The 26211-nt window shown below is 34.7% G+C and carries 21 protein-coding genes; 7 read left to right on the top strand and 14 right to left on the bottom strand.

The annotated features are described in order from the left end of the window. Window positions 1–151 precede the first annotated feature (151 nt). A complete protein-coding gene (locus GQN54_RS13470; RefSeq protein WP_160634081.1) occupies window positions 152–802 on the top strand; it encodes a hypothetical protein in 651 nt (216 codons plus the stop codon). 18 nt (window positions 803–820) lie between these two features. Here the strand turns inward: GQN54_RS13470 and GQN54_RS13475 are convergent, their stop codons facing one another. Beyond that, the gene (locus GQN54_RS13475) at window positions 821–1243 is read right to left on the bottom strand and encodes a DUF4440 domain-containing protein (protein ID WP_160634082.1); all 423 of its coding nucleotides are present in this window, start codon (window positions 1241–1243) and stop codon (window positions 821–823) included. Window positions 1244–1818: 575 nt separating this feature from the next. Here GQN54_RS13475 and GQN54_RS13480 point away from each other — a divergent pair. Further along, window positions 1819–2058 (top strand): hypothetical protein, encoded by a 240-nt coding sequence (locus tag GQN54_RS13480; RefSeq protein ID WP_160634083.1) that lies wholly within the window; start codon window positions 1819–1821, stop codon window positions 2056–2058. A 321-nt stretch (window positions 2059–2379) separates the two neighbouring features. Here GQN54_RS13480 and GQN54_RS13485 read toward each other — a convergent pair whose 3' ends face one another. From GQN54_RS13485 to GQN54_RS13495, 3 genes are read right to left on the bottom strand one after another with little or no spacing between them, the layout of a single operon-like run. Continuing rightward, entirely contained in the window at window positions 2380–3249 is an 870-nt protein-coding gene (locus tag GQN54_RS13485) for a cation diffusion facilitator family transporter (RefSeq protein ID WP_160634084.1), read from the bottom strand. A 12-nt stretch (window positions 3250–3261) separates the two neighbouring features. Then, on the bottom strand, window positions 3262–3717 hold the full coding sequence (locus GQN54_RS13490) for a hypothetical protein (protein ID WP_207554903.1): 456 nt from the start codon (window positions 3715–3717) through the stop codon (window positions 3262–3264). Window positions 3718–3760: 43 nt separating this feature from the next. Then, complete coding sequence (locus GQN54_RS13495; protein WP_207554904.1) at window positions 3761–4255, bottom strand: DUF6265 family protein; 495 nt, start codon at window positions 4253–4255, stop codon at window positions 3761–3763. 253 nt (window positions 4256–4508) lie between these two features. On the opposite strand from GQN54_RS13495, the gene GQN54_RS13500 reads away from it, so the two are divergent. After that, window positions 4509–4904 (top strand): hypothetical protein, encoded by a 396-nt coding sequence (locus tag GQN54_RS13500; RefSeq protein WP_160634085.1) that lies wholly within the window; start codon window positions 4509–4511, stop codon window positions 4902–4904. 95 nt (window positions 4905–4999) lie between these two features. On the opposite strand, the gene GQN54_RS13505 is transcribed toward GQN54_RS13500, so the two are convergent. From GQN54_RS13505 to GQN54_RS13520, 4 genes are all read right to left on the bottom strand, one after another. Next, window positions 5000–6655 (bottom strand): aryl-sulfate sulfotransferase, encoded by a 1656-nt coding sequence (locus GQN54_RS13505; RefSeq protein WP_160634086.1) that lies wholly within the window; start codon window positions 6653–6655, stop codon window positions 5000–5002. Between the two features lie 134 nt (window positions 6656–6789). Continuing rightward, window positions 6790–9219 carry a S9 family peptidase gene (locus GQN54_RS13510; RefSeq protein WP_160634087.1) on the bottom strand — a complete coding sequence of 810 codons (2430 nt, stop codon included), beginning with the start codon at window positions 9217–9219 and terminating at the stop codon, window positions 6790–6792. Window positions 9220–9574: 355 nt separating this feature from the next. Further along, window positions 9575–10135: a glycosyl-4,4'-diaponeurosporenoate acyltransferase CrtO family protein gene (locus GQN54_RS13515; RefSeq protein ID WP_160634088.1), complete on the bottom strand. Its 561-nt coding sequence runs from the start codon at window positions 10133–10135 to the stop codon at window positions 9575–9577. Between the two features lie 214 nt (window positions 10136–10349). Next, on the bottom strand, window positions 10350–11678 hold the full coding sequence (locus tag GQN54_RS13520) for a gliding motility protein GldB-related protein (RefSeq protein WP_160634089.1): 1329 nt from the start codon (window positions 11676–11678) through the stop codon (window positions 10350–10352). A gap of 189 nt (window positions 11679–11867) precedes the next feature. Here GQN54_RS13520 and GQN54_RS13525 point away from each other — a divergent pair, with 189 nt between their 5' ends. From GQN54_RS13525 to GQN54_RS13540, 4 genes are all read left to right on the top strand, one after another. Next, window positions 11868–12431 carry an RNA polymerase sigma-70 factor gene (locus GQN54_RS13525; RefSeq protein WP_160634090.1) on the top strand — a complete coding sequence of 188 codons (564 nt, stop codon included), beginning with the start codon at window positions 11868–11870 and terminating at the stop codon, window positions 12429–12431. Window positions 12432–12486: 55 nt separating this feature from the next. Continuing rightward, window positions 12487–13488 (top strand): FecR family protein, encoded by a 1002-nt coding sequence (locus tag GQN54_RS13530; RefSeq protein ID WP_160634091.1) that lies wholly within the window; start codon window positions 12487–12489, stop codon window positions 13486–13488. After that, complete coding sequence (locus GQN54_RS13535; RefSeq protein WP_160634092.1) at window positions 13485–15203, top strand: LA_2272 family surface repeat-containing protein; 1719 nt, start codon at window positions 13485–13487, stop codon at window positions 15201–15203. The genes GQN54_RS13530 and GQN54_RS13535 overlap by 4 nt, the downstream gene beginning before the upstream one ends. Before the next feature lie 70 nt (window positions 15204–15273). Next, window positions 15274–17634, top strand: a complete 2361-nt coding sequence (locus GQN54_RS13540) for a TonB-dependent receptor (RefSeq protein WP_207554905.1) — start codon at window positions 15274–15276, stop codon at window positions 17632–17634. A gap of 70 nt (window positions 17635–17704) precedes the next feature. On the opposite strand, the gene GQN54_RS13545 is transcribed toward GQN54_RS13540, so the two are convergent. From GQN54_RS13545 to GQN54_RS13570, 6 genes are all read right to left on the bottom strand, one after another. Then, the gene (locus tag GQN54_RS13545) at window positions 17705–18280 is read right to left on the bottom strand and encodes a YdeI/OmpD-associated family protein (protein ID WP_160634134.1); all 576 of its coding nucleotides are present in this window, start codon (window positions 18278–18280) and stop codon (window positions 17705–17707) included. A gap of 85 nt (window positions 18281–18365) precedes the next feature. Beyond that, the gene (locus GQN54_RS13550) at window positions 18366–19649 is read right to left on the bottom strand and encodes a WD40/YVTN/BNR-like repeat-containing protein (protein WP_160634093.1); all 1284 of its coding nucleotides are present in this window, start codon (window positions 19647–19649) and stop codon (window positions 18366–18368) included. Window positions 19650–19706: 57 nt separating this feature from the next. After that, window positions 19707–20264 carry a GNAT family N-acetyltransferase gene (locus tag GQN54_RS13555; RefSeq protein WP_160634094.1) on the bottom strand — a complete coding sequence of 186 codons (558 nt, stop codon included), beginning with the start codon at window positions 20262–20264 and terminating at the stop codon, window positions 19707–19709. 52 nt (window positions 20265–20316) lie between these two features. Next, window positions 20317–21318: a class 1 isoprenoid biosynthesis enzyme gene (locus tag GQN54_RS13560; protein ID WP_160634095.1), complete on the bottom strand. Its 1002-nt coding sequence runs from the start codon at window positions 21316–21318 to the stop codon at window positions 20317–20319. 224 nt (window positions 21319–21542) lie between these two features. Continuing rightward, on the bottom strand, window positions 21543–22136 hold the full coding sequence (locus GQN54_RS13565) for a DUF4738 domain-containing protein (protein ID WP_160634096.1): 594 nt from the start codon (window positions 22134–22136) through the stop codon (window positions 21543–21545). Window positions 22137–22331: 195 nt separating this feature from the next. Continuing rightward, window positions 22332–26111, bottom strand: coding sequence for a hypothetical protein (locus GQN54_RS13570; protein WP_160634097.1), 3780 nt, complete (start codon window positions 26109–26111; stop codon window positions 22332–22334). Between the last annotated feature and the right edge of the window lie 100 nt (window positions 26112–26211).

The following is a 26211-nucleotide window of genomic DNA, read 5'->3' on the forward strand; positions in this document are numbered from 1 at the left end:
TAATTTTTTTCCTAAACATATGAACTACAAATTTTTTATTAGTTTCATTCTGATTCTCGTTAGTTACAATTTATTTGGACAAATATCGGATACGACTTTCTTCAGAGATAAAAAATTTTCTAAGCCTACTACAAAAAGTAAAGCTAGATATATGACTATAAATAAAACAGGACCTTTAAACAGTGTTTTTCATTATTCTTTAAAACCACTTGAATTAATATCTAGCCATTCCTATAAATCTGATGACTCTCTAAACTATTGGCGAAGCGTTGATATTATAGGTGAATTAAAAAGGATAAAAACTCAGAATGATAGCATCTTTGAGCTTATTGAAAGAAAGGTGAGTAGTAATGACTTAATTGGTACTGCAAAATACAAAGTAAAGTTGTCAGAACGAGATAAATATGCTGTAGAACAATTGAAAAATTTGAAATCAATTTATGATGATGAGGAAATCACTCTACCGGTTTTCAATTCTGAAATAGATTTTTTAAAATACATGTTTTTGGCTGCAAAACCTGTAAGGGGGTATAGGTTAGAGGTTCCTGAAGACGAGGAGTATGTTGAAGGAAGTGTAATAATAAGAATCGATTTTGACGTTAATGCGAAAATAAAAGATCTTGTAATACTTGAAGGTTATGTAAGTGAAATTGATATGGGATTTTATATAGTAGCTATTAATGAAAATAAATGGGAAACGCCTGCACTAAAAAATGGAGAACCCATAGAGTTTACCTATTATTTTCAATTAATGTTTAGAGAATACAAGCCGATAATAGTTATAGATGGCATTGTTAAATAGTTAACTGTACAAATCGTTCTATTTTTTACCGTTTTCTTGGGGTATTTGATGATCGTAGCTCAGCACTCGTTTTAGTTTCCAATCGCCATTTTCAATCACCCACAGATGAGTAAATTTTGCTGTGTTTGTTTTCCGTGCAGCTTCTCCTTCCTTTTTTTGGTAGAAATCATGAATTCCATTTTGTATAGCGCCGTACAATACCTGACTATTGTCTTGATACAACGGAAATACCTCCATAGTTCCTTCTACTAAAGTGCGCCATGTTTTAAAGGGCAATTCTCCAATTCCACTGATGCTTTTGATGAAGGCACTTTTAGTCTCTGTTATTCCGTGCTCATCATGATAAAATTCAAAATCGGTTGATGTCAATAAAGCAACTTGATGAGTATCTATTTTATTAAAGCCAATTTGAAACAGTAAGCTGTCCTTTTCTTGAATCAAACGATACAACTGTTGGCTTTCAGGACTGGCTTCTTCTGTGAGATAGATGTCAGTTCGGTAGCTGGCTCATCTGAATTGTTGCACGAAAATAATGCAAATGTTAATGCAATTGTGGTTAATATTTTCAATGGCAGGCAAATTAGGTTTTTACTTTTTGTAAACATATATAGAATTCGGATCTCGAAGATAATCTAAAAATGAAACCAATAGAAATCGAGTGGGACGAAGGCTACTAGTGGTTTGACTTAGAGATGAAAAGACAGAGGGTTGTCAATCCATTAGAATAGTAAAATCCGCTATTAAGTGTCTGTATTTTATATACTTAAATGGAGTTATTTAATTCAAATTGTTCATTATTTTAAACAACGGTATCTAATTATGTAAATGGTTAAGTATAAATACTTAAATTTTTAGAACCGGTATTTATACTCTAGTAGTAGCCTAAATTTAGTTTAAAATTTGTGTAGTAATCAAAATCATTTATTCGAATGATTAATTCGAATTTCATTCTGATTACAAAGGTGGTATCTGAAAAGCCTTTTCAATAGAGTAGGAATTATAAAAAAATAAATATTATGAGTGCGATTAAAATTATTAAAGCAGCATATGCATCGGTAAATACTGGATTTGATGTAACTGCTAAATGTCAAGAATTAGTAAATACAGGTAATGATGATATTCCTGTAAACAACGAAACCTTTGGAGATCCTGATTTTGGTCAGACAAAGTATTTTACAGTTTTGTACACCACAAATGATGGTAAGACAGGACATGCTAAAGGTTGTCAAGAGAATACAAATTTAGATTTGATTTAAATCTATTAATAGCTAGATAGGGATTAATTCTTTATTCTAGCTTTTTTTTCTCCTTTCTATTTATTGTTTTTTATTCAAAAATCTGGTTAATATCGTTTTTGAATATTAAAGATTCTTACACAATTCATTCAGTTAACAATTTTTGTCCTTAAAGTCAGGATCTTTTGCAATGGGTTTTCATCTTTTGATAAACGATTATCTGTTGATTCTGCTATATGTTACTGATTCCTATCGCTACGTTTAAACGCATATTATTTCATTTTTAATTCATCCTTAGATAGAGAATAGTAAGAGGAATTAGGGTTGACTTTATAGTTATTCTCAAACATCTGGTTCGATATGTATTAGAACATGCCCCAATTGAGGAATCTGTAGCCTTAAGTAGTCTTTCAATTCGTGTGCGAGTTGATGTCCTTCCTTCACTGTAATTTTACCATCTACAACGGCGTGTAAATCTACATGGTATTTCATACCAGCTTTTCGGATGAAACACTTTTCGGTGTCTATAATGCCTATTACTTCCACAGATCTGGAACGAATTTCAAGAATTAAGTCGTCGTACAATTGTTCGTCCATAATTTCTCCAAAGGCGGGTCGGATAATCAAATAACTATTGTATAGAATAAACGTGGAGGCAAATAAAGCGGCCCAGTCGTCAGCCGCTTCATAACCTGGTCCTAAATAGATTGCTATAGAAATACCTATAAATGCCATTACAGAAGTGATGGCGTCGCTTCTATGATGCCAAGCGTCTGCTTTTAAAGAGCTGCTATTGATATCTTTACTTTTCTTAATTACAATTTGATACGATATTTCTTTCCAAATGATAATGGCACCTAAAACGAAGAGTGTCCATGATTGAGGTGATTCATGAGGGGTTTGGATATTATGAATACTTTCTACAGCTATGATGGTGGCTGAAATCACTAAAAATACAACTACCGCAAAGGTAATTAGAGGTTCAATTTTTCCATGTCCGTATGGATGATTATCGTCTGCTGGTCTTTTTGCATATCGAAATCCTAGTAAAACCAATGTTGAAGAAAAGATATCGGTAGTTGATTCTATCGCGTCTGCTATCAGCGCATAAGAATTTCCAAAAAAACCAGCCAACCCTTTCGTTACAGCTAAAACAGTATTGGCAATAATGCTAAAATATATGGTCTTTATGGCCTTCTGTTCGTCTGACAAAGTTTTTTATTTTTAATTTTTTTCAAATGTCAAATAATCAGTTCCTCCATTTCCACCACTAATATCAATTAACTCTATTTTAACATCAGAATTAGATATAATATCCCAATCGTCATTTATTTCTTCAAATTGATTGGATGAATTAAAATATATATTGAAGTCTAAATCTTTAGAAGAGTCATCATCACTATTGCTAGAAGTTATGTTCCAAACGCCATCAATGTTATTTACTCCATCATTAGCGTTAAGAACTCCTGAACTTTTGAATGTAAATTGATAACCATTGAATTCATGCGTTTCATCTGAATCCGAGTCGATAAACTTAGTAATTCTCCATGTACCACTTTGAACATTGGTTTGAATGGTATTCTTAATATTATTACTTGGTTTATCGTCCTCCTTTTTACATGAAATACCTGATATGACAAATAATAGAATAAGACAGTTCTTTATGTTTAAGATTTTCATATTTTTTATTAAAATTATTGTCGAAAATAAGAATCTAAATTAATCAATTTAGACGCTTAAACTCAAAATCGATTTGAAACTCTGAGTTGGCCACTGTTGCTTGAATTTGGTCTCCATTTTTCCAGTAGTGGATAGTATTCGGGAAATCAATTTCTTTATTTACAAAGGTGAACTCATTGTCGTTGAGATTTGACAAATCAAAGTCTACGGCTGCGGTATCTTCCGGGACTTTAACTGTTAGCTTCCATTCTTCGTTTGACTGAATGATGGTCATTTTTTCTTGTGTAATGGTATCTCCATTACGCATCGTGAACCCAAAACCGTAGTAATGCCCTTCCTTAATTTTTTCCCAGTTCTCAAAAGTGTTTTTTCCTTTTTCTTCATTGACTCTTTCCCATTGACCAATTAGCCAATCAAAGTTTGGTGTTTCTTCTTGGATGGTAACGGATGGTTCTGAAGATTCTTGTGAGGTTTCTGTTGATTTGGATTGACAAGCAATCATGAATAGAAATAAGACGGAGATTAAAATTTTATTCATGGGTTGTAGTTTAAATGTCGCATAAATTGTAAAGATACATTTTGAGTTCTAATTATTTTTAATGGCTGGTAAGCGAATAAATTTAAATCGGCAACCGTCTCAATTGATTTACTCTTACACTATTGGTAACCTATTAGACTATGGAGTAGTAGAGCTTACAAATTGGATGGTATGGATGGAATCATTTTAGGATTGAAGAATTAATATTACTTTCGAATCCTTGTAGTTTTTCTTCATTAAAAAAATGGTGAGTATGTCTTACGAAAACGAGTTTGAATTATTTTGGGAAGAGGTTAAGAAGAGTGTGAGCGAAAAACGCTTTGCCAAGCTAACCATGGCCAAAACAATAGGTAAGCCGGAATTGAAAAATATATTTGTCCGGCCCGTCTATTCTGACACCGAATTCAAAGTCTTATTGAAATACCGCTATCGCTCCAGAGAGAAGGCGGATATTGAAAAGGAGTTGTCCATTAACGAAACACAGGAAGTGATACAGAATCACCTTAAAAATCCTTTTTTTACGGTTATTCTTTTTTCTATAACAGAGGATGTTACATTTAAAATTAATAAAAAGGGAGTAGGAACCATCTCTACAAGATTACCCACTTTTACATCCATCATACCTCTAAAGTCGGATGATGAAGAGTAGGGAATAAATGGTATAAATTACATCGAAAATAAAAAGCCAACTCCATTTCTTTTCAGAAGTTGAGTTGGCTTTTTTATAGAATGACAGTCGTTCGTCTATTTTCGCTTGATTATTTTCTGTTGGTGAACTTGGTTATTTTGTCTAACCACAACAACATACATCTGTTGTTTCCAGTTTGATGCAGGAATGGTAATTAGTTGATCGGCTGTTTCTAGATTTACCAATTCTCTACCTAATAAGTCAATCACTTGAATGTTAACCATTGCGTTGGTTTTGTTTTCGATTCTTAATTGGTCAGCAATTGGGTTTTGAATAACTTGAACCTCAAAAACAGACTCCAATTTTTCATCGATTCCAACTATGGTTTTGCCGTAAATGACGCAATTTGTTGGAGAAGGGTTTAGCTCCAATGGTCCTTGAGAGGTAATGGTTCTATTGGTGAATGCAGAATAGTCTTCAGCATACCTAATGGCTTTAAAGACAGAGTTGGCAATCGGCAAATCTCCTTGAGAAACATAAGTGTTATTTCTGTCAGCAGGACTGACAAAATCCCACACCACTTGATCTTGATTATCCAATTCGTAAAAGTGAGCATCAGGGCCACTAGTAATAAATGTATTTCCATTAGAAAGTCTTGAAGCGCCTGAAACGAAATCAACAAAAACAGGCATTTGGTATATCCAGTCTGGTTGAGCAGGAGCAAAGGTATTATCTGGTAGAAACTTATAGTTATTACTAGTATCGAGTGTAGGAGCTATTATTTCTACTGTTGATATTTGATTGGTTCGGTTGAATCCATTGTTGAAGACCATAATTTTACCTTCATCTCTATAACCTTTCTTTATCCAATTCGGATTGTGTGGGCCAAATAGTTTTTTGTCGTTGATATCACCTCTGCCATAAGCTTCAGGATTTCCCCATCTATATAACAAATCTCCACCTTTGCCACTTTTTCCACCGCTACTAGTAGCAGCTTGAGCAGTAGTGGTACTGTGATCAATAATCCAGAATTCATCATAATTTCTTACACAAAGAATAATTTGATCTAAGTCAGGATTGTAATCCAACGCATTGATGTGAAAATAATCTTTGCTTACTCCATTGTTATTGAAATAATTCAAATCTACTTTTTGAGGATTTTGCTGAATTGCACCAAAATTGGGTTTGGTGTTGTCGATGTCTTGAACAATATGGTCCCAAAGGTACCATTCCCAAATAACAGCAATAGAGTCAGACCCTATAGGCTTAATTTCTGTGACTTTTTCTGACCATAGTTCTCCATCATAATGTGTAATATCTAGTCCTGCCGCAACTGCATCATTTCTGGATTTTACATCCCATGATAAAACTAAAATATTGCCATTGGGTAATGGGGTTACATCATGGTGTTGTCTTTCTGTAGGTGAATCAAATGTATACGACCAAGTTAAGCTATCATTCCAATTGTATATTTCCAATTGTCCACCCGAACCTCCAGTAATAATAGAACCGGTAGTAATTTTTCCTGTTTTTAATAGTGATCCATCTTCCAACAAATAGACTGCAGGTCCAGGTGTATATGGACTAGCAGACCATTTATTCACTAATTCTCCGCAATTATCAACGAGGAAAGTTTCATTAGAATATAGAGGGGCAAATAAGGTGTAGCCATTTAAAGAAGTCGAATCATTTTGGAATATTCCAACGGTCTGTTGGGCAATTGAACATAAAGAGGTCATTAATAAGCTCGCAATTAGCGTAATATTTTTCATTCTTGAGTATAATAGTTAAAATTTTTAATCAGGGAAATTTATGGTTAAAAGCATTAAAAAAGCAAATTATATTAAATAAAGGTTTTCTGTCTTAAGACAATTATGAACTAAAATAGTTGCTTCAGTAGACTATTTTATTCTTTTAAAGTCGTTGGCTTGTTTTTTACGTGTGTTTCTAACCATTGATCTTGTTCCCAAAGCAGGTGTAAGACACTTTCTTTAGCGCGATATCCATGACTTTCTTTTGGTAAGATTACTAGGCGCACAGTTGCACCTAAGCCTTTTAAAGCATTAAAATATCGCTCACTTTGCATTGGATATGTCCCGGAGTTGTTGTCGGCCTCACCGTGAACTAAAAGGAGGGGAGTTTTCATTTTGTCTGCATGCATAAAAGGAGACATGGTGTTGTATACATCTGGAGCTTCCCAATAATTTCTTTCTTCACTCTGAAATCCAAAAGGAGTGAGTGTTCTGTTGTATGCGCCACTTCTGGCAATCCCTGCAGCGAATAAATCTGAATGCGACAATAGATTCGCTACCATAAAGGCTCCATAACTATGACCACCTACGGCTACCCGATTTCGGTCGATATAGCCTAGTTGATCCACCGCATCAATGGCAGCTTTAGCATTATCTACCAACTGTTTTCTAAAGGAATCATTGGGCTCTGTATCACCTTCACCTACGATAGGAAAAGAAGCGTCGTCTAGGACAACATAACCCCGATTGACCCAATATATGGGTGAGCCATAATACGGATAGGTAAATTCATTGGGATTTGAAGTATTTTGTCCCGCGCTTGCTTTGTCTTTGTATTCTGTTGGATAAGCCCACATAATCATTGGCATTTTTTCCTTTTTATTTCGGTCGTATCCCACAGGTAAGTATAAAGTTCCAGAAAGTTCCAATCCATCTTCGCGTTTATAGTTAATCACTTCCTTGTGCACTCCTTGGATGCTTTTAAAAGGATTCTCGAAAGCAGTGACTTGTCGAAGTTGATTATTCTTTAAGTTTCTAAAATAATAGTTGGGATATTCTGTCGCCGATTCGATTTTGACTTCTAGCTCGTTCTTTTCGATATCATACCCTCGAATGTCCTCAATCTTGTCTGTATATTTAGATTGATAAAGTCTTGTGCTTTTCAAAGTGTTTAAGTCATACTGGTCTAAAAATGGGAATTGACCTTTTTCAGTAAATCCATCCCCTTTGAGGTATGCAAGGGACCCTCGCAATGCCAGTACATTACTACCGTATTGGTTTCTCTTCATTTCAAAGCTTCCTGGGTCGCTGTATTTGTCTTGGTAATTTCTGTCGAACAATACGGTTGGTTGGGTAATTAAAGAAGGATTAAATAAGTAGACTTTCGTATTTCGTGTATTCCACCAATAATCATAGGCTATAGCAATTGACTCGTTACCCCATCGAATTCCAGAGAAACGATTGATGGTTTTTATTAGGCTCTTGGGTGTGCCATTGAAAGGGGCGTTCAATTGAAATACTTCATCTCTATATTCAACTTCCACCTCTGGGTCTCCTTTATCTAAAGCCATTGCGAAAATAATGGAAGCCGGAAGATCATCTCTCCATTGCACATCTCTTCGACCTTCTTGAGTGGCCATAAAACCTTGCGGCAATTCCTCCAATAGAGGTTTTTCAACTATGGTTTCTATAAATTGACCAGTTTTGGAATAGACTGAAGTGGTGGAAGGAAAACGTCTGTATGTTACGATGTATGAAAAGGGTTTGTTAATCGTTGAAACTAAAAGATATTCTCCGTCAGGAGAAAACTTGAGGTCATCATAAAGGTCACTGTTTAATATTAGTTTACGTTCTCCATTTAATTGATATTGATAAACTTCGGATAGTGCCAATTGCTCAAAGTTGTGTTCATCATTTTTATTACTCAATAAATCTTGGTAGGTCCGATTTTGGGCTTTTTTTCCATCGTTTACAGAGATTGTAGGACCTGTTGGTATTGCTTCTTTGGTATTGATTAACGCTTGCTTTTTAGAAGAAACCATTTTTACCAATAAGGATTGATTGTCTTCGTACCATTGAATAGGGTCACCTAAATTGGCATTTACATTTTCAGTGGTCACTCTTGAAGCTTTGACTGTTTTTAAATCAACGATCCAAACCGACACACCATTCGAAGAAGTATTGGTCATAGCAATCTTAGATTGATCGGGCGACCAAGTAAAGTTGGTTAGTTTGGCGTTCTCAGGCAGTCCCGTTACTTGTACAGGTGTCGCTTTTTTTTGAGTCAAACTTTGTATTTTGATATTGTTAAAATAGTTAGCTCTACTGCTAATGTTGGTTTTGGGGTCGATTCTGAGTCCTCCTAATCGCATTTCTTCTTGAGATAACTCTTCAATCGATTTAAAAACATCTCTATAAATCAATAACATACTAGATTTGTCATCTGGCATCAGCACATATGGAGCTAGAGGAACATCTACTAAATCTAGAATCTCTTTAACAGGCTTTTGATAGCTTAGGTTTTCTTGAGCGGTACTCCATAACATTGATGTCGCTAATGCTATTGGGATAAATATTTTTTTCATAAACGATAGTTTTTGTGGTTGCAATTTAATGAAAAGTTAATGCTGAAAATTCTGCAAATTCTTCAAAAGGTACTTTTAAAGGATAAGTGGAAATGACTAGTTGTAGAATACAACGATATACTAGGGTTTTATCTTTTCAACATATATGGATGTTAAGGTGAATAAAAGGTTGGAATATCTTCTTTAATTATTTGTAAGTGTTGTTTAAAGAGCCAATTGGCTGGTCATTTTTGAGAGTGGTTTTTAATCTATCAAGTTAACGACCAATGATAAGGTCTTCGTGAAGAAAATTGTATTGAACGATTAATCACCGTTGACTGTGTTAGTGAGGGCTCAATATTAGAGTATTGGGCCCTTATTGATTATATCTTGAATCCAATTGTTGAATTCTCATTCGGTGATGCCGTTGTAATAAAATCGGATATAGGTTGCCGACTATATTCAGAATTAATACAAAAAGTGATAGTCTAAAGAGTTGTAAACCTATTAAGTATATAATGATGAAAGATATAATGATAAAGGGAAATAGATGCCCCCATTCTGATTTCTTGGTTTGCTGATTTAATTGTTGCAAACCATCAGTTCTTCCATTAAAATATTTGCTTTGCTGCTTTTTTGATTTCCATAAAGTCATTAATAAGGCTTGTCTGAAATAGTCTATTTTAAGCCAATTACACCATTTTTTTAATAGCAAAGGTTGTCTAATTGAATAATATGAATTAGATAACGAATTTTCAATAGGGTAAGCGAATACTAGGAATGCAAATACACCAGTTACAAAAAGAGTAATTACCCAGGCTAACAAAAACGTGAGGAATAAGTTGTCAGTACTAAAGAATTCAATTTGACGGATTAGATTAATGGATTGCCAGGCTAAAAATAAAGAGGCTATAGAAAGTAGAATTTTTCGAATCATAGAGTTAATTGCTAGCCGATGTTTGGTCAATTTAATGATATTTAGTATTGTAATTTGTATGCGCTCACAACCGGTGGAATACATTTGTAAATATACTTGATTCGCGAATAAAGTCTTTTCTAGAGAATTTCAAGAATTCAAAGGTATTCTGATCTTTTTGGTTTTCTTACTGACCCAAGTTAAATCAATTGAATGATTTAATAAGATTAGAACTTCATTTTACAGGATTTTCTGATGTTTTAAAATCTACCAATAATGGCTTTAATGGAATACCTGAATTGGTTCTGAAGTTATTGGAAATCAAAAACTGATAGCGAGTGTTAGGAGCTAGGTCGACCGCTATCGACCAACTTTTATTATCTGTTCCCCAAACTCTTTCATTCGGTCTAATGGGAGGGAAGAAAGATTCGCCCAATTCACCGAAATCTATGCCTGTATTATAGCCATTTAGTGGTTGTGAAAAGCGAAATGTGATCTGTTTAATTTGGGGATTCACGGTTTGACTGTTATTCTCAAATTCTTCGATTTCAATAATAAATGGACGACTTTTCTCAAAATTTTCATACAAAATGGACAATGGGGCTGAGAAAAAATGACTGGCAGTTACAAATGCTTCTATTTCCGATTCATTTGCAAAATCGAGTTCAATCATTTTTTGTATTGCTAAAGGTTTATTTGGCGCTTGATTGTAATAGTTCTCACACATTTGATAACCGATGTAATAACCCATATCTCTCAATCCAAAATCATTTTCAGCATTGCTCCACAACCATTTAGGACGATTATTGGCATAAAACATTTCTTGTTCAAATTTTTTCCTAACGCTTTCGGGGTACTTTTTACCATAAGCTATAGAAGGAGCTGCAGAAGGACGATTCATTGCTAACGAAGAAACAAATTCGGCTACTCCTTCATAAATAACTAAAGAAAGGAGGTTATGCACCATAGGTTGCTGCTGTGTATGCACATACTCATGTGTATTTAAAAGCACCAATTGATTAATGGGATTAGTATCAAAGTAGGCTCGTCTGTATTGCTGCTCGTCCTCCGAAAATTCGGTGGAAACTGTATTTTGATCTGTCATTGCTAGTTCACTTCCAATCAAAACCAAGCTATCCATGGTGGTGCCTCCAGTTCTTAATGCACCAATCGTAAAGTATATTTTTGCAGGTCTTAGTTTAGGATAAATCCGCCGAAGTGCTTCTATTCCTACTTCTAAATCAGCACCTAAATGGGACGCCTTGAGTGTATTTTCCCTGATTGATTCCCAAAATTGAGGATAATTACGGATTGCGGTTAGATAATCTGTTGATGTATAGTTTCTTGCCACTCTAATGTTAGTCAGTCCCGGAGTACCTCTTTTAAAATAAAGATTGTCAAGATAGTAATGTTGTAGAGTGGTATCAGTCGTTGATTGAATGGAATCAAAGGCTTCCCAAAAGTGAGGAATGTCAGTGGTGATAATAGATTTAGAAGGTTTTTGTTTTGACTGACAGCTAAACAGCAGAAGTCCAATCCAAAGTGTCAATAAGCGGTAATTCATAGAGTTAATTTGAACTAAGATAGGGCTTTTTCAACTATTTACCAATTGAGAACATAATTGTTGAAAGATAAACATATCTAGTTCAATCGGGAATTAGTTTTTTAGAACTACAAATATTTACTTTAATTTGTATCCGCTTGACTTAGATAAAATCGTCTAAAAGAATCGACCAACTACTGATTATATTCCATGACTTCCTCCAATCAATTCGGCAAAATCCAGCAAGGAGATAAGAAGGCGTTTGAAAGTTTGTTTCGTGACCGTTATTCAGCAATGTGCAATTTTGCTAACAGTTATCTTAACGACTATAGTCAATCAGAAGATATTGTTCAAGCAGTTTTTATCAAACTATGGGAAAAAAGGAGTGAAATCCATATTGAAAGCTCTGTAGATGGGTTTCTTTTTCAATCAATTAAGAATAGTTGTTTGAATGAGTTGAAACATGATAAGGTAAAATCTAAACACAGAGCTCATGTATTATATACAGATAGTGCGGCGACAGAAACTGATTATATAGAAGCAAAGGAGTTGAACGAAATAATTCAAGAGCGGATACAAGCATTACCTGAAAAGAGAAGAGAAATTTTTAAGTTGAGCAGAGAGAATGGATTGAGGTATGCAGAAATTGCAGAAAAACTAAATATTTCCATCAAAACAGTGGAGACACAAATGAGTTTATCGCTTAAATATTTGCGAGAAAATTTAAAGCATTTGTTCTCTTTGCTAGTATTGTTTTTGGAAGGTTTTAAATAAATGATAAAAATGAATAAGGGAATCTATTATCTAAGTTGTCATTAAGAAGTAGAAGATGAATAATATTCCGGAACATATAGAAATTCTAATGGCTCAGTATTTTGATGGATCCATCACTGATGTAGGTAAGTCTGAGTTAGATGAATGGCTGGAGCGTGATGTCAACAACCAGAAAATGTTTGACATCAATGCGGAAATTTGGGAGGCTTCTTCTGTTTACCGAAAACAGGAATTTGATGTGAATCAAGCATGGAATAAAGTGTCTAGGAAAATAAATCTAGAAGATAATCAAGCTTTACCAGCGAACAAAGTCATTCCATTTACCCCATTCCATAGAAAAGCGGCAGTTATTTTAGCAATAGCAACATTGGGTTTAGTTACCTACTTTTTACTTCAGAATTCTTCAGAGAGTGTAACGCATATTGCTGAAAATGGTATCGAGGAAATTACCTTAACCGATAGTACATTCATTACTTTAAATAATAATGCTGAGTTGACATATCCCAATGTGTTTGTTAAAGATGAACGAAGAGTAAAACTACAAGGAGAGGCATTTTTTAAAGTACGTCACAATCCTAAACAACCATTTATAATAGAAGTGTCAAATATTGAAGTAAAGGTTCTTGGAACTGAGTTTTACGTGATATCAAATGAGGATAGAAATACTGTAACAGTAAGTGTGAGTTCAGGAAAGGTAAGTGTGAGAAGTTTGAAAAGTAACGAGACGCATCTATTAACGAATACAGAGTCGATCAACTATACAATCAGTAAGGATCAATTTGATGAAAAGCAGGAGATAAATTCTAATGAATACTATTGGCATCAAAATATTCTAGCGTTTAAGAATAGATCACTTACTGAGGTTTTTGAAGTGCTTGAAAACCAGTTTGGAGTAGTGATTGAATATCCTTCAAAGCTATCAAAGTGCAGGTATTCTTCTAGGATGAAAACGGAGTCAGCTGAAGAAGTGATAAAGCAACTGTGTCTAATTTTTGAATTGGAGTATTCAAAAGATTCCAACCATTTTGTAATCCAAGGATCCCCCAATTGCAAATGATTCGGTATTGCCTACTAACTGTTGGATTATTGTTTGGTATTGCTACGTCAGCTCAGCAATCTAAGTTAAAGCAAGAGCTTTCTATTACTCTGAAGCAACAACGACTAGAGGACGTTCTTTTTTTAATTGCAGAAAAAGGAGCTTTTAATATTTCGTTTAATCCAAAGGTAATTGAATCAGATAGTTTAATTACTGAAAGTTATCAAAAGGAAGAAGTTATATCGATCTTAAATGACTTGTTGCCTTCACATATAGAGGTAATAGATTTAGGTCACAGCATTCTACTTCGAGATGTGTCCATGCCAAAAACACCATTGAAAAAGATTGAAATGAGGGGTTTGATTCAAGATCAGAATGAAAAGCCTGTTTCGGGTGCACTACTCTTTGAGGTAGAGGGGTTGGTTTCTACTTTATCCGGGGAAGATGGTACGTTTCACCTAAATGAAAAGTTGCAGGAGTCAGGAAGGTTAACTTTCTCAGTAACTAAGGAAGGGTGCTTGGATACATTAGTTCAAATCTCAGTTAATAATGATCCGGTACTAATTCAATTAAATTGTAGATTAAAGGAGAATGAATTGATACCTCTGATGCCACTAAAAGAATATACATTACCCCATGTTCCTTATGTTTTAGTGCCTCTTAAAGTTCAAGAGAGTTCTACACAATCAAAGGCTACGTTATTTCGGAAGTATCAGTTTTCATTGGTGCCTGGTATTGGAACCAATCAGTTGTTGGGTGGATTGGTAGAAAATCAGTATTCGTTGAATTTAGTCGGCGGTTATAGTCTTGGAGTAAGTAAAATAGAAATGGGAGCTGGTTTTAATATTGTAAGAACCGATGCGCAGTATTTGCAAATGGCCGGAGGATTTAACATGGTGGGAGCTAATTTTAAAGGGCTACAAATGGCTGGAGGATTTAATTACGTGGGACATGATTATAATGGGGTTCAATTGACGGGAGGAGTCAATTATATTGGTTCAAATTTTCGAGGAACACAATTATCTGGAGGAGTCAACATAATCAATGGTAACTTCAATGGAGTTCAAATTTCAGGAGGATACAATCATGCACGTATATCTGATGGAATCCAATTGGCTGGAGGAATAAATCTTGCGGATACGCTTATAGGACTCCAATTAGCACCAGTAAATGTAGTCAGAGTGATGAAAGGTGTTCAGGTTGGTGTAGTCAATGTGGCAGACAGTTCAACCGGTCCCATGTTTGGCTTAGTTAATATTGTTAGGAAGGGGGGAGTTCGTTCTTTAGAGCTTTCTTCAGATATATTGCCACATCTGAATTTGGTTTTCAAACTGGGGACTCCTCAATGGTATAATATATACTCAGCAGGTGGAAGTTATATTAATAATCAAATCCTTTGGAATTATGGATTGGGTTTTGGGACAAGGCGTATTCTAAAAAGCCAACGACCTATTTATTATGAATCTATGGTTCACTGGTTATTTGAAGGAAAAAGAGATCAACCAATGCATTATGGATTGTGGAGTTCGCAAGTTGCCATAGGAAATAAGAGTTTTAGGAAAATTCAGCTGAGTGCAGGGCCAACTTTTAATTTATTATTATTCAATCCTAGTAATGCTTTAGAAGGAACAAAATCAATTCTTCCCTATCGTTTTTTATCGGTTACTAATAGTAGTTTTCAAATAGATGCATGGGTTGGTTTTAAGATCTTTCTTGGTTTTGGAAATAAATTCTAAATTTATTTAAACTTTCTTAGGGGTATAGAATTACTTAGTTGTCATAAGGGAAACAACGAAAAATTACCTTATGAAAATTAGAATGAAACTGATCGCATTGTTTCTATTCAATGCTGTAATTGGGTTAAATACAGCTTTTACCCAAACTCCTACTCAGACACTTCGTGGAAGAATTGTGGACATTGATAGCAAAAGTGCAATTCCATTTGCAAGTGTAGTAATTGATAATTCTGATCCTATGATTGGTGTGACTTCCGACATAGATGGGAATTTCAAAATTGAAAATGTTCCTGTAGGTCGGGTTACTTTGAAAATCTCCAGTATAGGATATGAGTTGGTGACCATTCCCAATGTTTTATTAATATCAGGAAAAGAGACAGTACTTTCTATAGACATGAAGGAATCCTTTACCCAATTAGAGGAAGTAGAAATTAGAGCCAATAAAAGAAATGAATCGTCCAATGAAATGGCACTTCTTTCTTCAAAGCAATTGTCTATTGAAGAGTCGAAACGTCATGCAGGTGCTATTAGTGATCCAGCTCGACTAGTTTCATCATTTGCAGGAGTAAGTAATGAAGGTTCAGGGAATAACGATATTATTGTAAGGGGAAATAATCCTCGATTTATTCAATGGCGTTTAGAAGGAATTGAAATTCCAAATCCCAATCACTTTGCCATTGAGGGCTTAACAGGAGGGCCAATTAATGCACTGAATAGTCAAATGTTGGATAATTCTGAATTTTATTCAGGTGCTTTTGCTCCTGAGTATGGGAATGCTCTATCAGGTATTTTCGATATGAAGCTAAGGAAAGGAAATGATGAGCAGCAAGAATATAGCTTTTCAGTGGGAGTTTTAGGTATCGATTTTACTGCTGAAGGTCCAATGGGTAAGAAAGGTACAGACAGCTATTTGTTTAATTATCGATATTCAACTCTTTCATTGTTAGATGATGCTGGTGTGGTAGATTTTGGAGGCGTCCCTAAATATCAAGATTTGAGTTATAAAGTTTTTGTCTCAACCAAAAAGGCTGGACATTTTACATTCTTTGGATTAGGTGGAGTAAGCAAAATTTCATTTGTTACCGAAGATGAAGACAATGAAGATCTTATTTTAGAAGATGGAGCTCAGAAAAGTATGTTGGGTGTAAGTGGAATCAAACATTTTATTCCTTTTGGAGATAAAACGTATTTAAAATCAACTGTTTCTTTTGGTTATAACAGTAGTGAATTAATTGAGAAACGTCCGTATCGAGATGAAGCATTAAAGGAGTTTTACAATGCAGAATTGAATAATCAAACGTATCGAGCAGTATCTACACTCCATCATAAATTTAACGCTAAACATAAAATCCAAGTTGGATTATCGAATGCCTTTAATCAATTTGATTTTGAAAATGAATTTTTTAGTGTTTCTGAGGAGCAGTATCGGATAGGACAAGCAAATAATGGTTCAGCAAATTTCAGTCAAGGGTTTATTAGTTGGCAATGGAGAGTTACTGAATTATTAACTGCTGTTAGTGGTGTGCACTTTTCTAAAAGTAGTTTAAATAGAAAGGTGGCTGGGGAGCCAAGACTGGCATTGAAGTATCAATTGAATGAAACGCAAAATTTGAATGCAGGTTTTGGATTACACAGCAAAATGTCTTCGTTGCCAAATCATTACGCTATAGTTTATCAAGAGGATGGAAGTTATACTACACCCAATAAAGATTTGGAATTGATGCAGGCCGCCCACTATGTATTAGGGTATGAAAATACATTGACTCCTAATTTGTTTTTTAAAGCCGAAGCCTACTACCAACACTTGTATAACATTCCTGTTGGAGTTGCACCAGCAAGTCAATATTCATTGATTAATCAAGACGATATTTTTGTAGATAAAGCATTGGTTAACGAGGGAGAGGGCAGAAATATTGGAATAGAGCTGACGCTGGAGCGATACTTTTCCAAACAATATTATTTTTTAATTACCACTTCAATTTATGATTCTAAATACAAGGCTAGGACAGGAGGGTGGAAGGAATCTCGCTATAATGGAAACTATGTTGGAAATATATTATTTGGTAAGGAATTCACAGTTGGACAAAAAGAATCAACAGATAAGACCATTAGTGTCAATTCAAGAGTGACCCTTTTAGGAGGTAGAAGGTATACTCCTATCAATTTAGAAGAATCAATTCAACAAGACAAAGAGGTGTTGTATGAAGAACTATCATTCTCAAAAAAGGCAGATGATGTCTTGTATTTAAATTTAGCTGCAAGTTATCGGATTAATAAACCCAAGTTGAGTCATGAAATAAAGTTGGATATACAAAATATTACTAACAATCAAACGGCTATCGATTATTATTATAACAGTATTAGAGATGAAATAGGAGAAATTTCTCAATTAGCCATATTGCCAGTTCTTAGTTATACGATTAATTTTTAAAGGACGTTAAAGCTCTCTAACTAAAGGTTCATTTAGGTTGGAGAGCTTTTACATTCATGCAATTATCAACTTATCTGAACTGTTTCGGTTTTAAATTTTGATTCGTCAATTCTGCCACTTCTTTAATGCGCTTTTCTCTTGTTGATGCCCTTTTTGCGGAAGCAATCCAATACAGTAACGATTTTTTGGTGGATTTACTGAAATTGGAATAATTACTATTAGCGTTTGGAAATAAATCCAACTCCTTTTGCAAATCATCAGGCATTTGAAGCGATTCTACTTCATCTAATATGTTCCAAGATCCATTTTTCTTGGCGATCTCAATAATTTCCATTCCTGCAGCCGTTATGAGACCTTTTTCTTCTAGCTTTTTTATTTTTTCTTTATTGACCTTCGACCACGTACTTTTAGGTTTTCGTTGACCAAAATATTGCATATAACTGTTCTCGTCGATGGTTCTTTTGGTGCTGTCTATCCATCCAAAACACAATGCTTCGTCCACCGCTTCGCTCCATGTTATAGAAGGAATATTCGACTTCTTTTTATACAAAATTAGCCACACAGAAGAAGAGGAAAGGTGATGGGCTGCAAGCCAATCTCGCCACTCTTTTCTATTGGATGGACAAAAGGTATTCAAGTCATTCATTGAAATGAACATCGGCAATTTAGACTATGATGAAGCCACCAAATTACAAAAATCTCTAAATGTTCATAGAAGTAGCGAAATAGGGTTAATTCGTCACTACTACCTTTTGGGATTGATAACCTTCATTGGTTCGCATAGAAATAAAGAGAATTTGTGAGCCCAAATCTTTACTGGATGAATAATGGTGAATTCCTTGGTTAAAGTATCCATTGCGAATTGTTTCTACTACTTTTCCATCGATACCTATTAACTGAATAAATCCTCTTGTATGATTACTGAATTCCACAGAAAATGAGATTCGATTGGCAGGGTTTTGGAGTACTTTTATCAGATGAGCTTCTGTCTTGCTTTCTGAATGCGCTTCTATTAGGTCAGTAGGGACGCTATTTTTAGTGTATTTATAAATGGAATTCCCAGAGAAAAAGGCCACCGTGTCATTGTACTTATAAAAACGATTGAAGTTAGAAGCCTGCGGTATATTGAATGAAATGTCTGTCCACGTATTACCCCCATCCAGTGTTTCATATATATGTTGACCTCCACCAGTCCAACCTTGTAGAGAGTCAATAAAACCGATCATTTGGATATCAAAAAATTTGTTGGCCACTAATTTTTTGGTCCAATTCAGACCGCCATCGCTGCTTTTACAGAAGTAGGTGCTTGAAACATTAGAAGTAGAAGAAATAGAACCGTAATAATTCCGAGCGTCAAGGATTTGAAGCTTCCAAACATAATCACCTCTAGTATTGGTGGTGAATACTTTCTGCCAAGTGGCTCCAGCATCAGTAGTATATAGAATCACTCCACCTTCGTTTAGATTATTGCTTATTCCCGCAGCAAAACCTGTATCTAGGCTTAGAAATACAATGTCTACCAATGCGCTAGCATAAGCACTCATGTTAATCAATTGCCAGTTTTGTCCTTTGGTAGTAGATTTCACAACAAAAGCAGGAGAACTGTATATACCACAACCGTAAATTGTGCTGTCATTTGGTGAGCTTAAACCACAGATTCCAGAAGGTCGAGGACTGATATTGGTACTAATGTCCACCCAAGAATTTCCTGAATCGGTGGTCATATATAACGCTGAATCTAATGACCCACAAAAGCCTGTAGCTTCATCTATGAACTCGATGGATCGTTTATAATGATTTCCAGTGTGGCTTAATGACCAGTTGTTTCCACCATCAGTTGAACGATAAGTTAAGCTACTAATTCCTTGAGCAGCATAAGCGATGGAGTCGTTAACGAAGGTAATGTCGTCAAAGCGAGAGATACCACCTTGCATTAATCCATTCATAATGGCCCATTGAGAATGGGAGTGAAGTGTTGTCAATAGGAAGAAGGCGAAAAGTATATAATTTCTCATCATTTTTTAGTTTTGTAGACTTAGACTCTCTACTCAACAAAAATGCTGCTTACCCCATTAAAATTCTTTGACACGCATCGACATCGTTAGGTTGTCGTAATATTGGTTTTGATGTTTGAAAAAGCCAGGAATTATTCCATGGTCCACGAATCCCATTTTATGATATAAGCTAATGGCCACATGATTTTGAGCATAAACTTGCAACCATATTAATTCCAATATGGGGTTGGCTCTCGCCCATTTGATTATAGCATCCATTAAAGCGGTGCCTAAACCACCATTTCTATATTCGCTCAAAATACCCATTCCTATTACTGCAGTATGTTGCATTAACTTCCTTCGACTACCGGTAAGGTCAATATTTCCTATTATTCTTTGCTGATGTTCCGCTACTAGTAGCATAGAGTTTTCATTTTGGATGAACGATTGTATCCATTCTTCACACTGCGGTGTTGTCATGCTGATTTCTTCCGAAAGTTTGGGAATGAATTCACTATCAGGAATATAATTCTTAATAGTGAGCAATAAATGTTCAGCATCATCAGGTGTAGCACTTCTTACAGTCACTACTTGGCCGTTTTTTAATTGAATTTCAAAAGGAGGAGGAGGCTGCATTGATCGCTATATGTTTAATTCTAAATAAAACATGATTATTTCTACAAGTTGACTATTTGACGTTTACATTCCAATTTATATAGTACACTAGCCATTTGAGGTTATTTTTTAGCGTACCCATATCGCAAATGAGTTGTTCTCTCGTGAAGTCAGTAATTTCAAAATTCTTCGTTTCTAATTTTTGAAGCTGATCCAGGCAAACTAGTCCTCTAGAGGCAACGATAGAGAATAATCTTGAAAACTTCTTTTTATTCTTTTCAGGAAAATTCGATTGATTGATGAGTTCAAAAATAGTATTCAATGAAGTTTCATAAGTCAATCGCAAATTGCTAATAGACTTAGTTGTTGTAGCTAAAGTGCTAATTCCTGCTTTGTAATCTTTATAGATATCGAAAATGTCATTTTCAAGCTGACCAAGAAACCCTATTTCAAATATAATTTCCTTCTCTTGTTCACTAATTTTGGCTTCTAAAGCGCTGCGATATAGAAGAATAAAGATGCCTCCTTTTTGCTTAGTAATTTGAGTTATTTCTTCTTGGGTCAAATTCGGTTGTTGTTGCTTAATACTCTCTACCTGAGCCTCAAATCCTTCAAGGTAATACCTCTTTATAATCTCTGCATTGGGATGTTCTAGAGCTTTCATATAGAACTGAATGAACAATTTTTCCGTGGGAGTTTTAGCATCATTAGTATTTGTTCTATTGAGTATTTTCTTTAAGTGGGACATAGAGGTTCCTTCCATATCAAAAAAATCATCAAACAATCCAGTTGTTCCACCCAAATAAGTAAGCGACTTCCGTTCATTAGCAGTCAATTTTTTTCCATCTAGTTGTTTGTAAATTTCTCCGATTACTGGTACAGCCAGCCCGTAGTAAAAGCGAATTTTATAAAGGTCATTTTTTGTAAGTGTGTGATCGTGGTTAATGACAAAATCATCTAAATCATGTAAAATGGAATGCTGCATCCATTGCTTCTGAACCTTATAACTTCTGTAAATAAAGAAAACCAAAGAAGGGATCTTCAAAAAGTTTCCAATTTGTTTTATCAACTTCATAAGTGGAATTGTGTAAACTGTATTCTGCCTTGTGTGTGGATAAAGATAACTTTTTCAATTTACTAATCCGATAGCTATTGGTTAGCAAAAATGGAGTTGAGGCTTTGTATTTTTTTCATTTTCTACGAATACGCTAGCGGATTTTGTGGAGTTGCAAATAGGGAAGAGATTAATAAAACTGACTTATTCACAATGAACTATACAATATGTTGCCAAACGACTTTTTATAATCCAATGTCTTTAATATTCCAATAATCAATTTTTCCTTTTTCCTTTGTCTGATAAAAAATGGCAAAATCAGCTCCAATTGCCCGATCAGTATTAGGCACCTCAATGTCCGCTTTAAAGTAAAGTCGGTTTGAGCGTATAGAATTATATTCCACACTTCTCAATACTGAATATTTAAAAAAATCACTGTCGAGACTATCTTTAAAAGTCGCTTGTTTTACTTGGGATTTAAGAATAACATCGTTACCTTTTTTTAATATTATTTCAGTCACATTATCGTGATATATGTCTTTATATATAATTGGTCTGTTCAAGTCGTTGATTCGCACAATTGAGCTGTCATTCAACGAGTATGTTTTTAATTCAAGTTTGTGAATGTTATTTCCGATTTTTACTTCTTGACTTTTTCTGATAGTATCGAAGTCGGTCGGCCAATAAACAACGGTTGTGTCCAATTTTTTCAGTTCGGGTTCCGGTTCAGTGTTTAATTCCGTTTCTGGCTTAAATTCAGATTGCGTTTTTTTCGACTTATTTTGGTCGCAACTTGACAAAATTGAAAGTGAAAATATTATAATCAGAAGTTGTTTCATTGAAGGGTTTTCAACTGTTTGTTAACGGTTTGGCTATGCGCAGTGTCCCGAAGGGCATTGCGTATAGGTTTTGTTGTGCCCCGTTTTTATTTTTTCTTTTCGTTCTTGCGTTGGCTCAGACACACTCTTTGACAAGCTTTGAATGGCGTGGTGGCTTTGAGCGGCTTGGCAATGTGTGTGGTTGTGTGGGGTTAGTTAATAATCTAATCTATCCCTTTCTGCCTGTTCGTCCATTCGTTTTGCATCTAATTCATAACCTTTTTCTAGATTCTCAAAAATGCTAGTAATAACTAGATATTTGTTTCGATGCTTTTCTGCTAATTTGTTAAAATAAGCAGCCTTTTCGCGTTCAATATCTCCACCTGCATATGCAGCTCTAGATGAAGAGCCTCTCTTATTAAAAGTTGCTGAAGAGAAATTTCTATTTAAACTTTCTGAGTTTAGATTTTCAATAATACTACAAATGATAGATGGTGGCCAAACTGCATTTTCATCCTCTGGGTACTGTGCCAATACTTTACCAATATAACTATCAACAGTATCTAAACGACCATATTCAACAGCAAGCTGCCTAGTTGTTTCTATCCATTTTCTCAAAAAGTCTTCATCAATGTTATGAGAATCATCAATGCCGGGTATTTTTTTCCATGATTGCAATAAATCAAAAGACTGTTTAGCACGATTCTTAATTTGTTCATCAGTCAATCCATTTTGATTTTCTGGAACTTTTGATTCATCATCAGGTTTATATATCCATTTAATAATATCCATGAAAAAGGCAGGGTTATTTGCTAACTCTTCATGCAATCTTTTCGGTTTTCTTTTATTACCATAGGATGCTAATAGTGTAAGATAAATCCATTCAAGGTTGATAAGAGAATTGATGTCAAAATCAGATCTATTATCGAGAGATTCAAATAGTTTGTTTACACGGTATACATCAAATCTTGCTTGTTCCTCAGAAGTTTCTGTTCCTGCTTTTTCTAATATCTGTATAATTAAATTGCTTGGTAATTCCTCAATAAAATGTGAGCTAATATTGATTGAGCTAATAAAACGTTTATTTAAGAGTAGTTTTTCTATTCCATAAATTTTTTCCTCTATAGAGATATGATAGAAACGAGGATGAACATTTCTCCAATATTCTTTACTGATATTTTCATTAGTTGATTCAACAAAGTCCCATAATTGCTGGGTTTGATTTAACGGAATAAACAAAGCAGATAAAGCACTATTATTAAACCCTCGTGAATTCAGTTCTTCATATAATTTAAAACTCCATTCGATACCGTTGATAATAGTTTTTCTATTTATGAAACTCTGAATAAAATATTGATTTGTAAGCCCTTCATTTAGTTGATTACAAAGAGCATGTACATCTTCATCTTTTATTATTACAAAAGCAGATATGTCTCCCAAAATCCAACGTTCTTTGACAATGCCAGATAGCTTAGTGATGATCTCTAAACCAAACTTTTCATAAAGTGAGATCAATATATCTTTCCTTTTATCATCAATTTTCTTTTGATAGTCATCATGTGACTCTTTTTTATGCTGGTGCCCTTCTGGCAATTGAGGCCAATGGTCATCAAATAACCATTTCGCATTTATAATATCATCTGATGGTAGCAAAATCTCATATATCTTTTCATATCTATCGAGTTCCTCTGCATTCAAAGCCCATTGTGCATCAGGATAAGAACGATGATGATAAAGTAGTTCACGAGTAGAATGCCATGCATTATATTCAATCTGATTAAACTTAGAAATAGCTCTTTCAACATATGACAGAACTTTATCCCTATCATGTGGAGATAGATTAACAGATTCTTCTATAAGTATTCCAATTTTAGATTCTTGTTTATCAATAATAGATAACAACAAATCTACCGCAGTTGAATGGGTATCATAGATTTCTTTATAAGTTATAGGCTTTTCCGTTTCTAAATTAAACATACGCCACCTTGTTTTATGAGTTGGGAATGCGGTACCTCCACCTGAATCAGGAAGCATGCCTATTAGTATTTTCCATGCTATATTAGGTTCCTTTTCAGAGATTAGCGAAAGAACCTGCATCCTTTCTTCATACGAAGATAATGTTTGATAGTGCCAAGATTTGAAAATTTCTCTCAGACTATTTATTGGTCTATTAGATAAATTACCACCCGGGTCAATACTAGCTAATTTAGCTAGTAACAAAGATGCTCTCGATAAATATTGTGGAAACCAAGCTAAACCTTCTAGTGCCCATAGTAAACCTGTATGATAACTCTGTGAAGTTAAGAATCCAGGCTCTTCTTCAAATAAAGCTACAATAGGTGAATTTTCTATTTCAATTAAGTTTTCTACAGCACTAAGGAATGATGTTGGAGAAGCTTCAGCTATTAACGGAAGCTTACTTTCAAAAGATTTCCAAAGCAACTTGTCATCTGTTTTTAAGAATTCGCGAATAATATTATCAATCCATACATCCGCTTTTACTGGCAAATTGAAATTTAAATCATCTCCTAGAATTGAAGTTAGAATTAAAGATTGTACAACACCTTCTCTTACCCAACCTGAATATTCTCTTGTTTTACCATAAATAGAAGCCATGTACCGTTTATCTGCCTCTAAGTCAAAGGCAGGATTTATTTCTGACAATACTTCTAATACAGAATTAGATAGCATTTCAAAATCAGCTTTACCTAAATGAATTGAAGCATTTGACCATACATCAAATGGAGAAGTCAAACGCCACGTACTTCCTATTTTCAATATAGGAGAATCAGGAGTATATAACCAACGACTCAGCTTCTTAATATATTCCTCATAACTAATTCTTGCAATGTTTGAAATTAAATTTCTGTCACTTTCAAAATTTTCATCCCACCGTCCAATAATTAATGCAGGAATCAAATCAGAAACATTTTCAGGCATAGCCCACTCTGGCGTTGTTCGTGTAAACTCTAATTGTCTTCTTAGAATTGTAATGTTTCTGGCAGATTCTTTTGAATATCTTTCAGCAAATTCCTTAGTCAGTCCTGATTTCATAAGCGCGGCAACAAATGAATCACGTTCTATTTGTGGTAGTTTAATTTTATTAGTCCAATTACTAGTAGAGTCAGCTCCTAGAGGAATAAATATAGAATGCCCTTTTTGTATAGCTCTATTAAAGATACCTGTATCTTCAAATCTTGGGATTAAAATAAGAGGTGTATCTTGTATTGATAATTCTCGGAAAGCTTCTTCATTATCAACAATTATACTACGAGAAAAAAAATCTTCTTCCTTACTCTCTTCGTTTTTAAAGCATGATATAATAAAGGCAAGAGATTCTTCTCTTGAAAATCCTTGAATTAAAAGAATAGAAGATGGAATTGTTGACTCAAAAACTTTCTCTTGCTCTTTCCTTCTTCCTCCAAGTAAGATGTCACTATTAAGATTAAATTTTATTCCCGAAGACCACTCTTCCCAAAAATCATCAGTAGATTGAATCCCTCCATCTGGATATTTCCCAATATGTTTAGCTAACCATGCACTAACAGTAGGAGCTACTTCCAACCACTCTTCCAGTACTTCAGCATTTAGTACTTTAACATCCTTCCATTTTCCTTCTGCTTTTTTCTCATCAGCCCATTCTTCAGCGTTTTGCCAGAGACGAGGTGTAACAAAAATATAAGTTGAATCTTTTGGATTGTAACCAAGTGGATTTTCAGTTCGCTTTTTATAATCACTATCAGCTTTACCTTTAATATCTCTATTTGATCCAAATTCCCATAGTGAAATTCCTAGAGGTAGATATTCGGTTTCTTCAGCCATTTCAAGAATTCCATCCCATCCACCAATCAACACATTGTCACCTGATGGGAATTTGATGTTTTTAATGGAATGTGCTGTTGCTCTGATAAGTTTTCTTACCATAAGAGGAAGAGTTTCTTGACAATCTCTTCTATTAGCCCAACTTCGAATATCTGTAGTATCAATCCATTTCATAATTCTCTCTTTTTTAAGTGTATCGGCAAAAATTTGGCTCTTTTACAAGCTGAAGAGTCAGCATTTGTGTTGGAGCTTGTAAATGTGCCAAATGTGCGGT

It is taken from the genome of Acidiluteibacter ferrifornacis (genome assembly GCF_009909615.1).
In the GTDB taxonomy this organism is placed as follows: domain Bacteria; phylum Bacteroidota; class Bacteroidia; order Flavobacteriales_E; family Vicingaceae; genus Acidiluteibacter; species Acidiluteibacter ferrifornacis.

What these genes read in the sequence shown, in the direction of transcription:
- GQN54_RS13540 (WP_207554905.1), top strand. Translation starts at nt 15,274, where the DNA reads ATGAAAATTAGAATGAAACTGATCGCATTGTTTCTATTCAATGCTGTA.
- GQN54_RS13550 (WP_160634093.1), bottom strand. Translation starts at nt 19,649, where the DNA reads ATGAGAAATTATATACTTTTCGCCTTCTTCCTATTGACAACACTTCAC.
- GQN54_RS13500 (WP_160634085.1), top strand. Translation starts at nt 4,509, where the DNA reads ATGTCTTACGAAAACGAGTTTGAATTATTTTGGGAAGAGGTTAAGAAG.
- GQN54_RS13545 (WP_160634134.1), bottom strand. Translation starts at nt 18,280, where the DNA reads ATGAATGACTTGAATACCTTTTGTCCATCCAATAGAAAAGAGTGGCGA.
- GQN54_RS13480 (WP_160634083.1), top strand. Translation starts at nt 1,819, where the DNA reads ATGAGTGCGATTAAAATTATTAAAGCAGCATATGCATCGGTAAATACT.
- GQN54_RS13490 (WP_207554903.1), bottom strand. Translation starts at nt 3,717, where the DNA reads ATGAAAATCTTAAACATAAAGAACTGTCTTATTCTATTATTTGTCATA.
- GQN54_RS13505 (WP_160634086.1), bottom strand. Translation starts at nt 6,655, where the DNA reads ATGAAAAATATTACGCTAATTGCGAGCTTATTAATGACCTCTTTATGT.
- GQN54_RS13535 (WP_160634092.1), top strand. Translation starts at nt 13,485, where the DNA reads ATGATTCGGTATTGCCTACTAACTGTTGGATTATTGTTTGGTATTGCT.
- GQN54_RS13560 (WP_160634095.1), bottom strand. Translation starts at nt 21,318, where the DNA reads ATGAAGTTGATAAAACAAATTGGAAACTTTTTGAAGATCCCTTCTTTG.
- GQN54_RS13495 (WP_207554904.1), bottom strand. Translation starts at nt 4,255, where the DNA reads ATGAATAAAATTTTAATCTCCGTCTTATTTCTATTCATGATTGCTTGT.
- GQN54_RS13525 (WP_160634090.1), top strand. Translation starts at nt 11,868, where the DNA reads ATGACTTCCTCCAATCAATTCGGCAAAATCCAGCAAGGAGATAAGAAG.
- GQN54_RS13570 (WP_160634097.1), bottom strand. Translation starts at nt 26,111, where the DNA reads ATGAAATGGATTGATACTACAGATATTCGAAGTTGGGCTAATAGAAGA.
- GQN54_RS13470 (WP_160634081.1), top strand. Translation starts at nt 152, where the DNA reads ATGACTATAAATAAAACAGGACCTTTAAACAGTGTTTTTCATTATTCT.
- GQN54_RS13515 (WP_160634088.1), bottom strand. Translation starts at nt 10,135, where the DNA reads ATGATTCGAAAAATTCTACTTTCTATAGCCTCTTTATTTTTAGCCTGG.
- GQN54_RS13530 (WP_160634091.1), top strand. Translation starts at nt 12,487, where the DNA reads ATGAATAATATTCCGGAACATATAGAAATTCTAATGGCTCAGTATTTT.
- GQN54_RS13565 (WP_160634096.1), bottom strand. Translation starts at nt 22,136, where the DNA reads ATGAAACAACTTCTGATTATAATATTTTCACTTTCAATTTTGTCAAGT.
- GQN54_RS13510 (WP_160634087.1), bottom strand. Translation starts at nt 9,219, where the DNA reads ATGAAAAAAATATTTATCCCAATAGCATTAGCGACATCAATGTTATGG.
- GQN54_RS13555 (WP_160634094.1), bottom strand. Translation starts at nt 20,264, where the DNA reads ATGCAGCCTCCTCCTCCTTTTGAAATTCAATTAAAAAACGGCCAAGTA.
- GQN54_RS13520 (WP_160634089.1), bottom strand. Translation starts at nt 11,678, where the DNA reads ATGAATTACCGCTTATTGACACTTTGGATTGGACTTCTGCTGTTTAGC.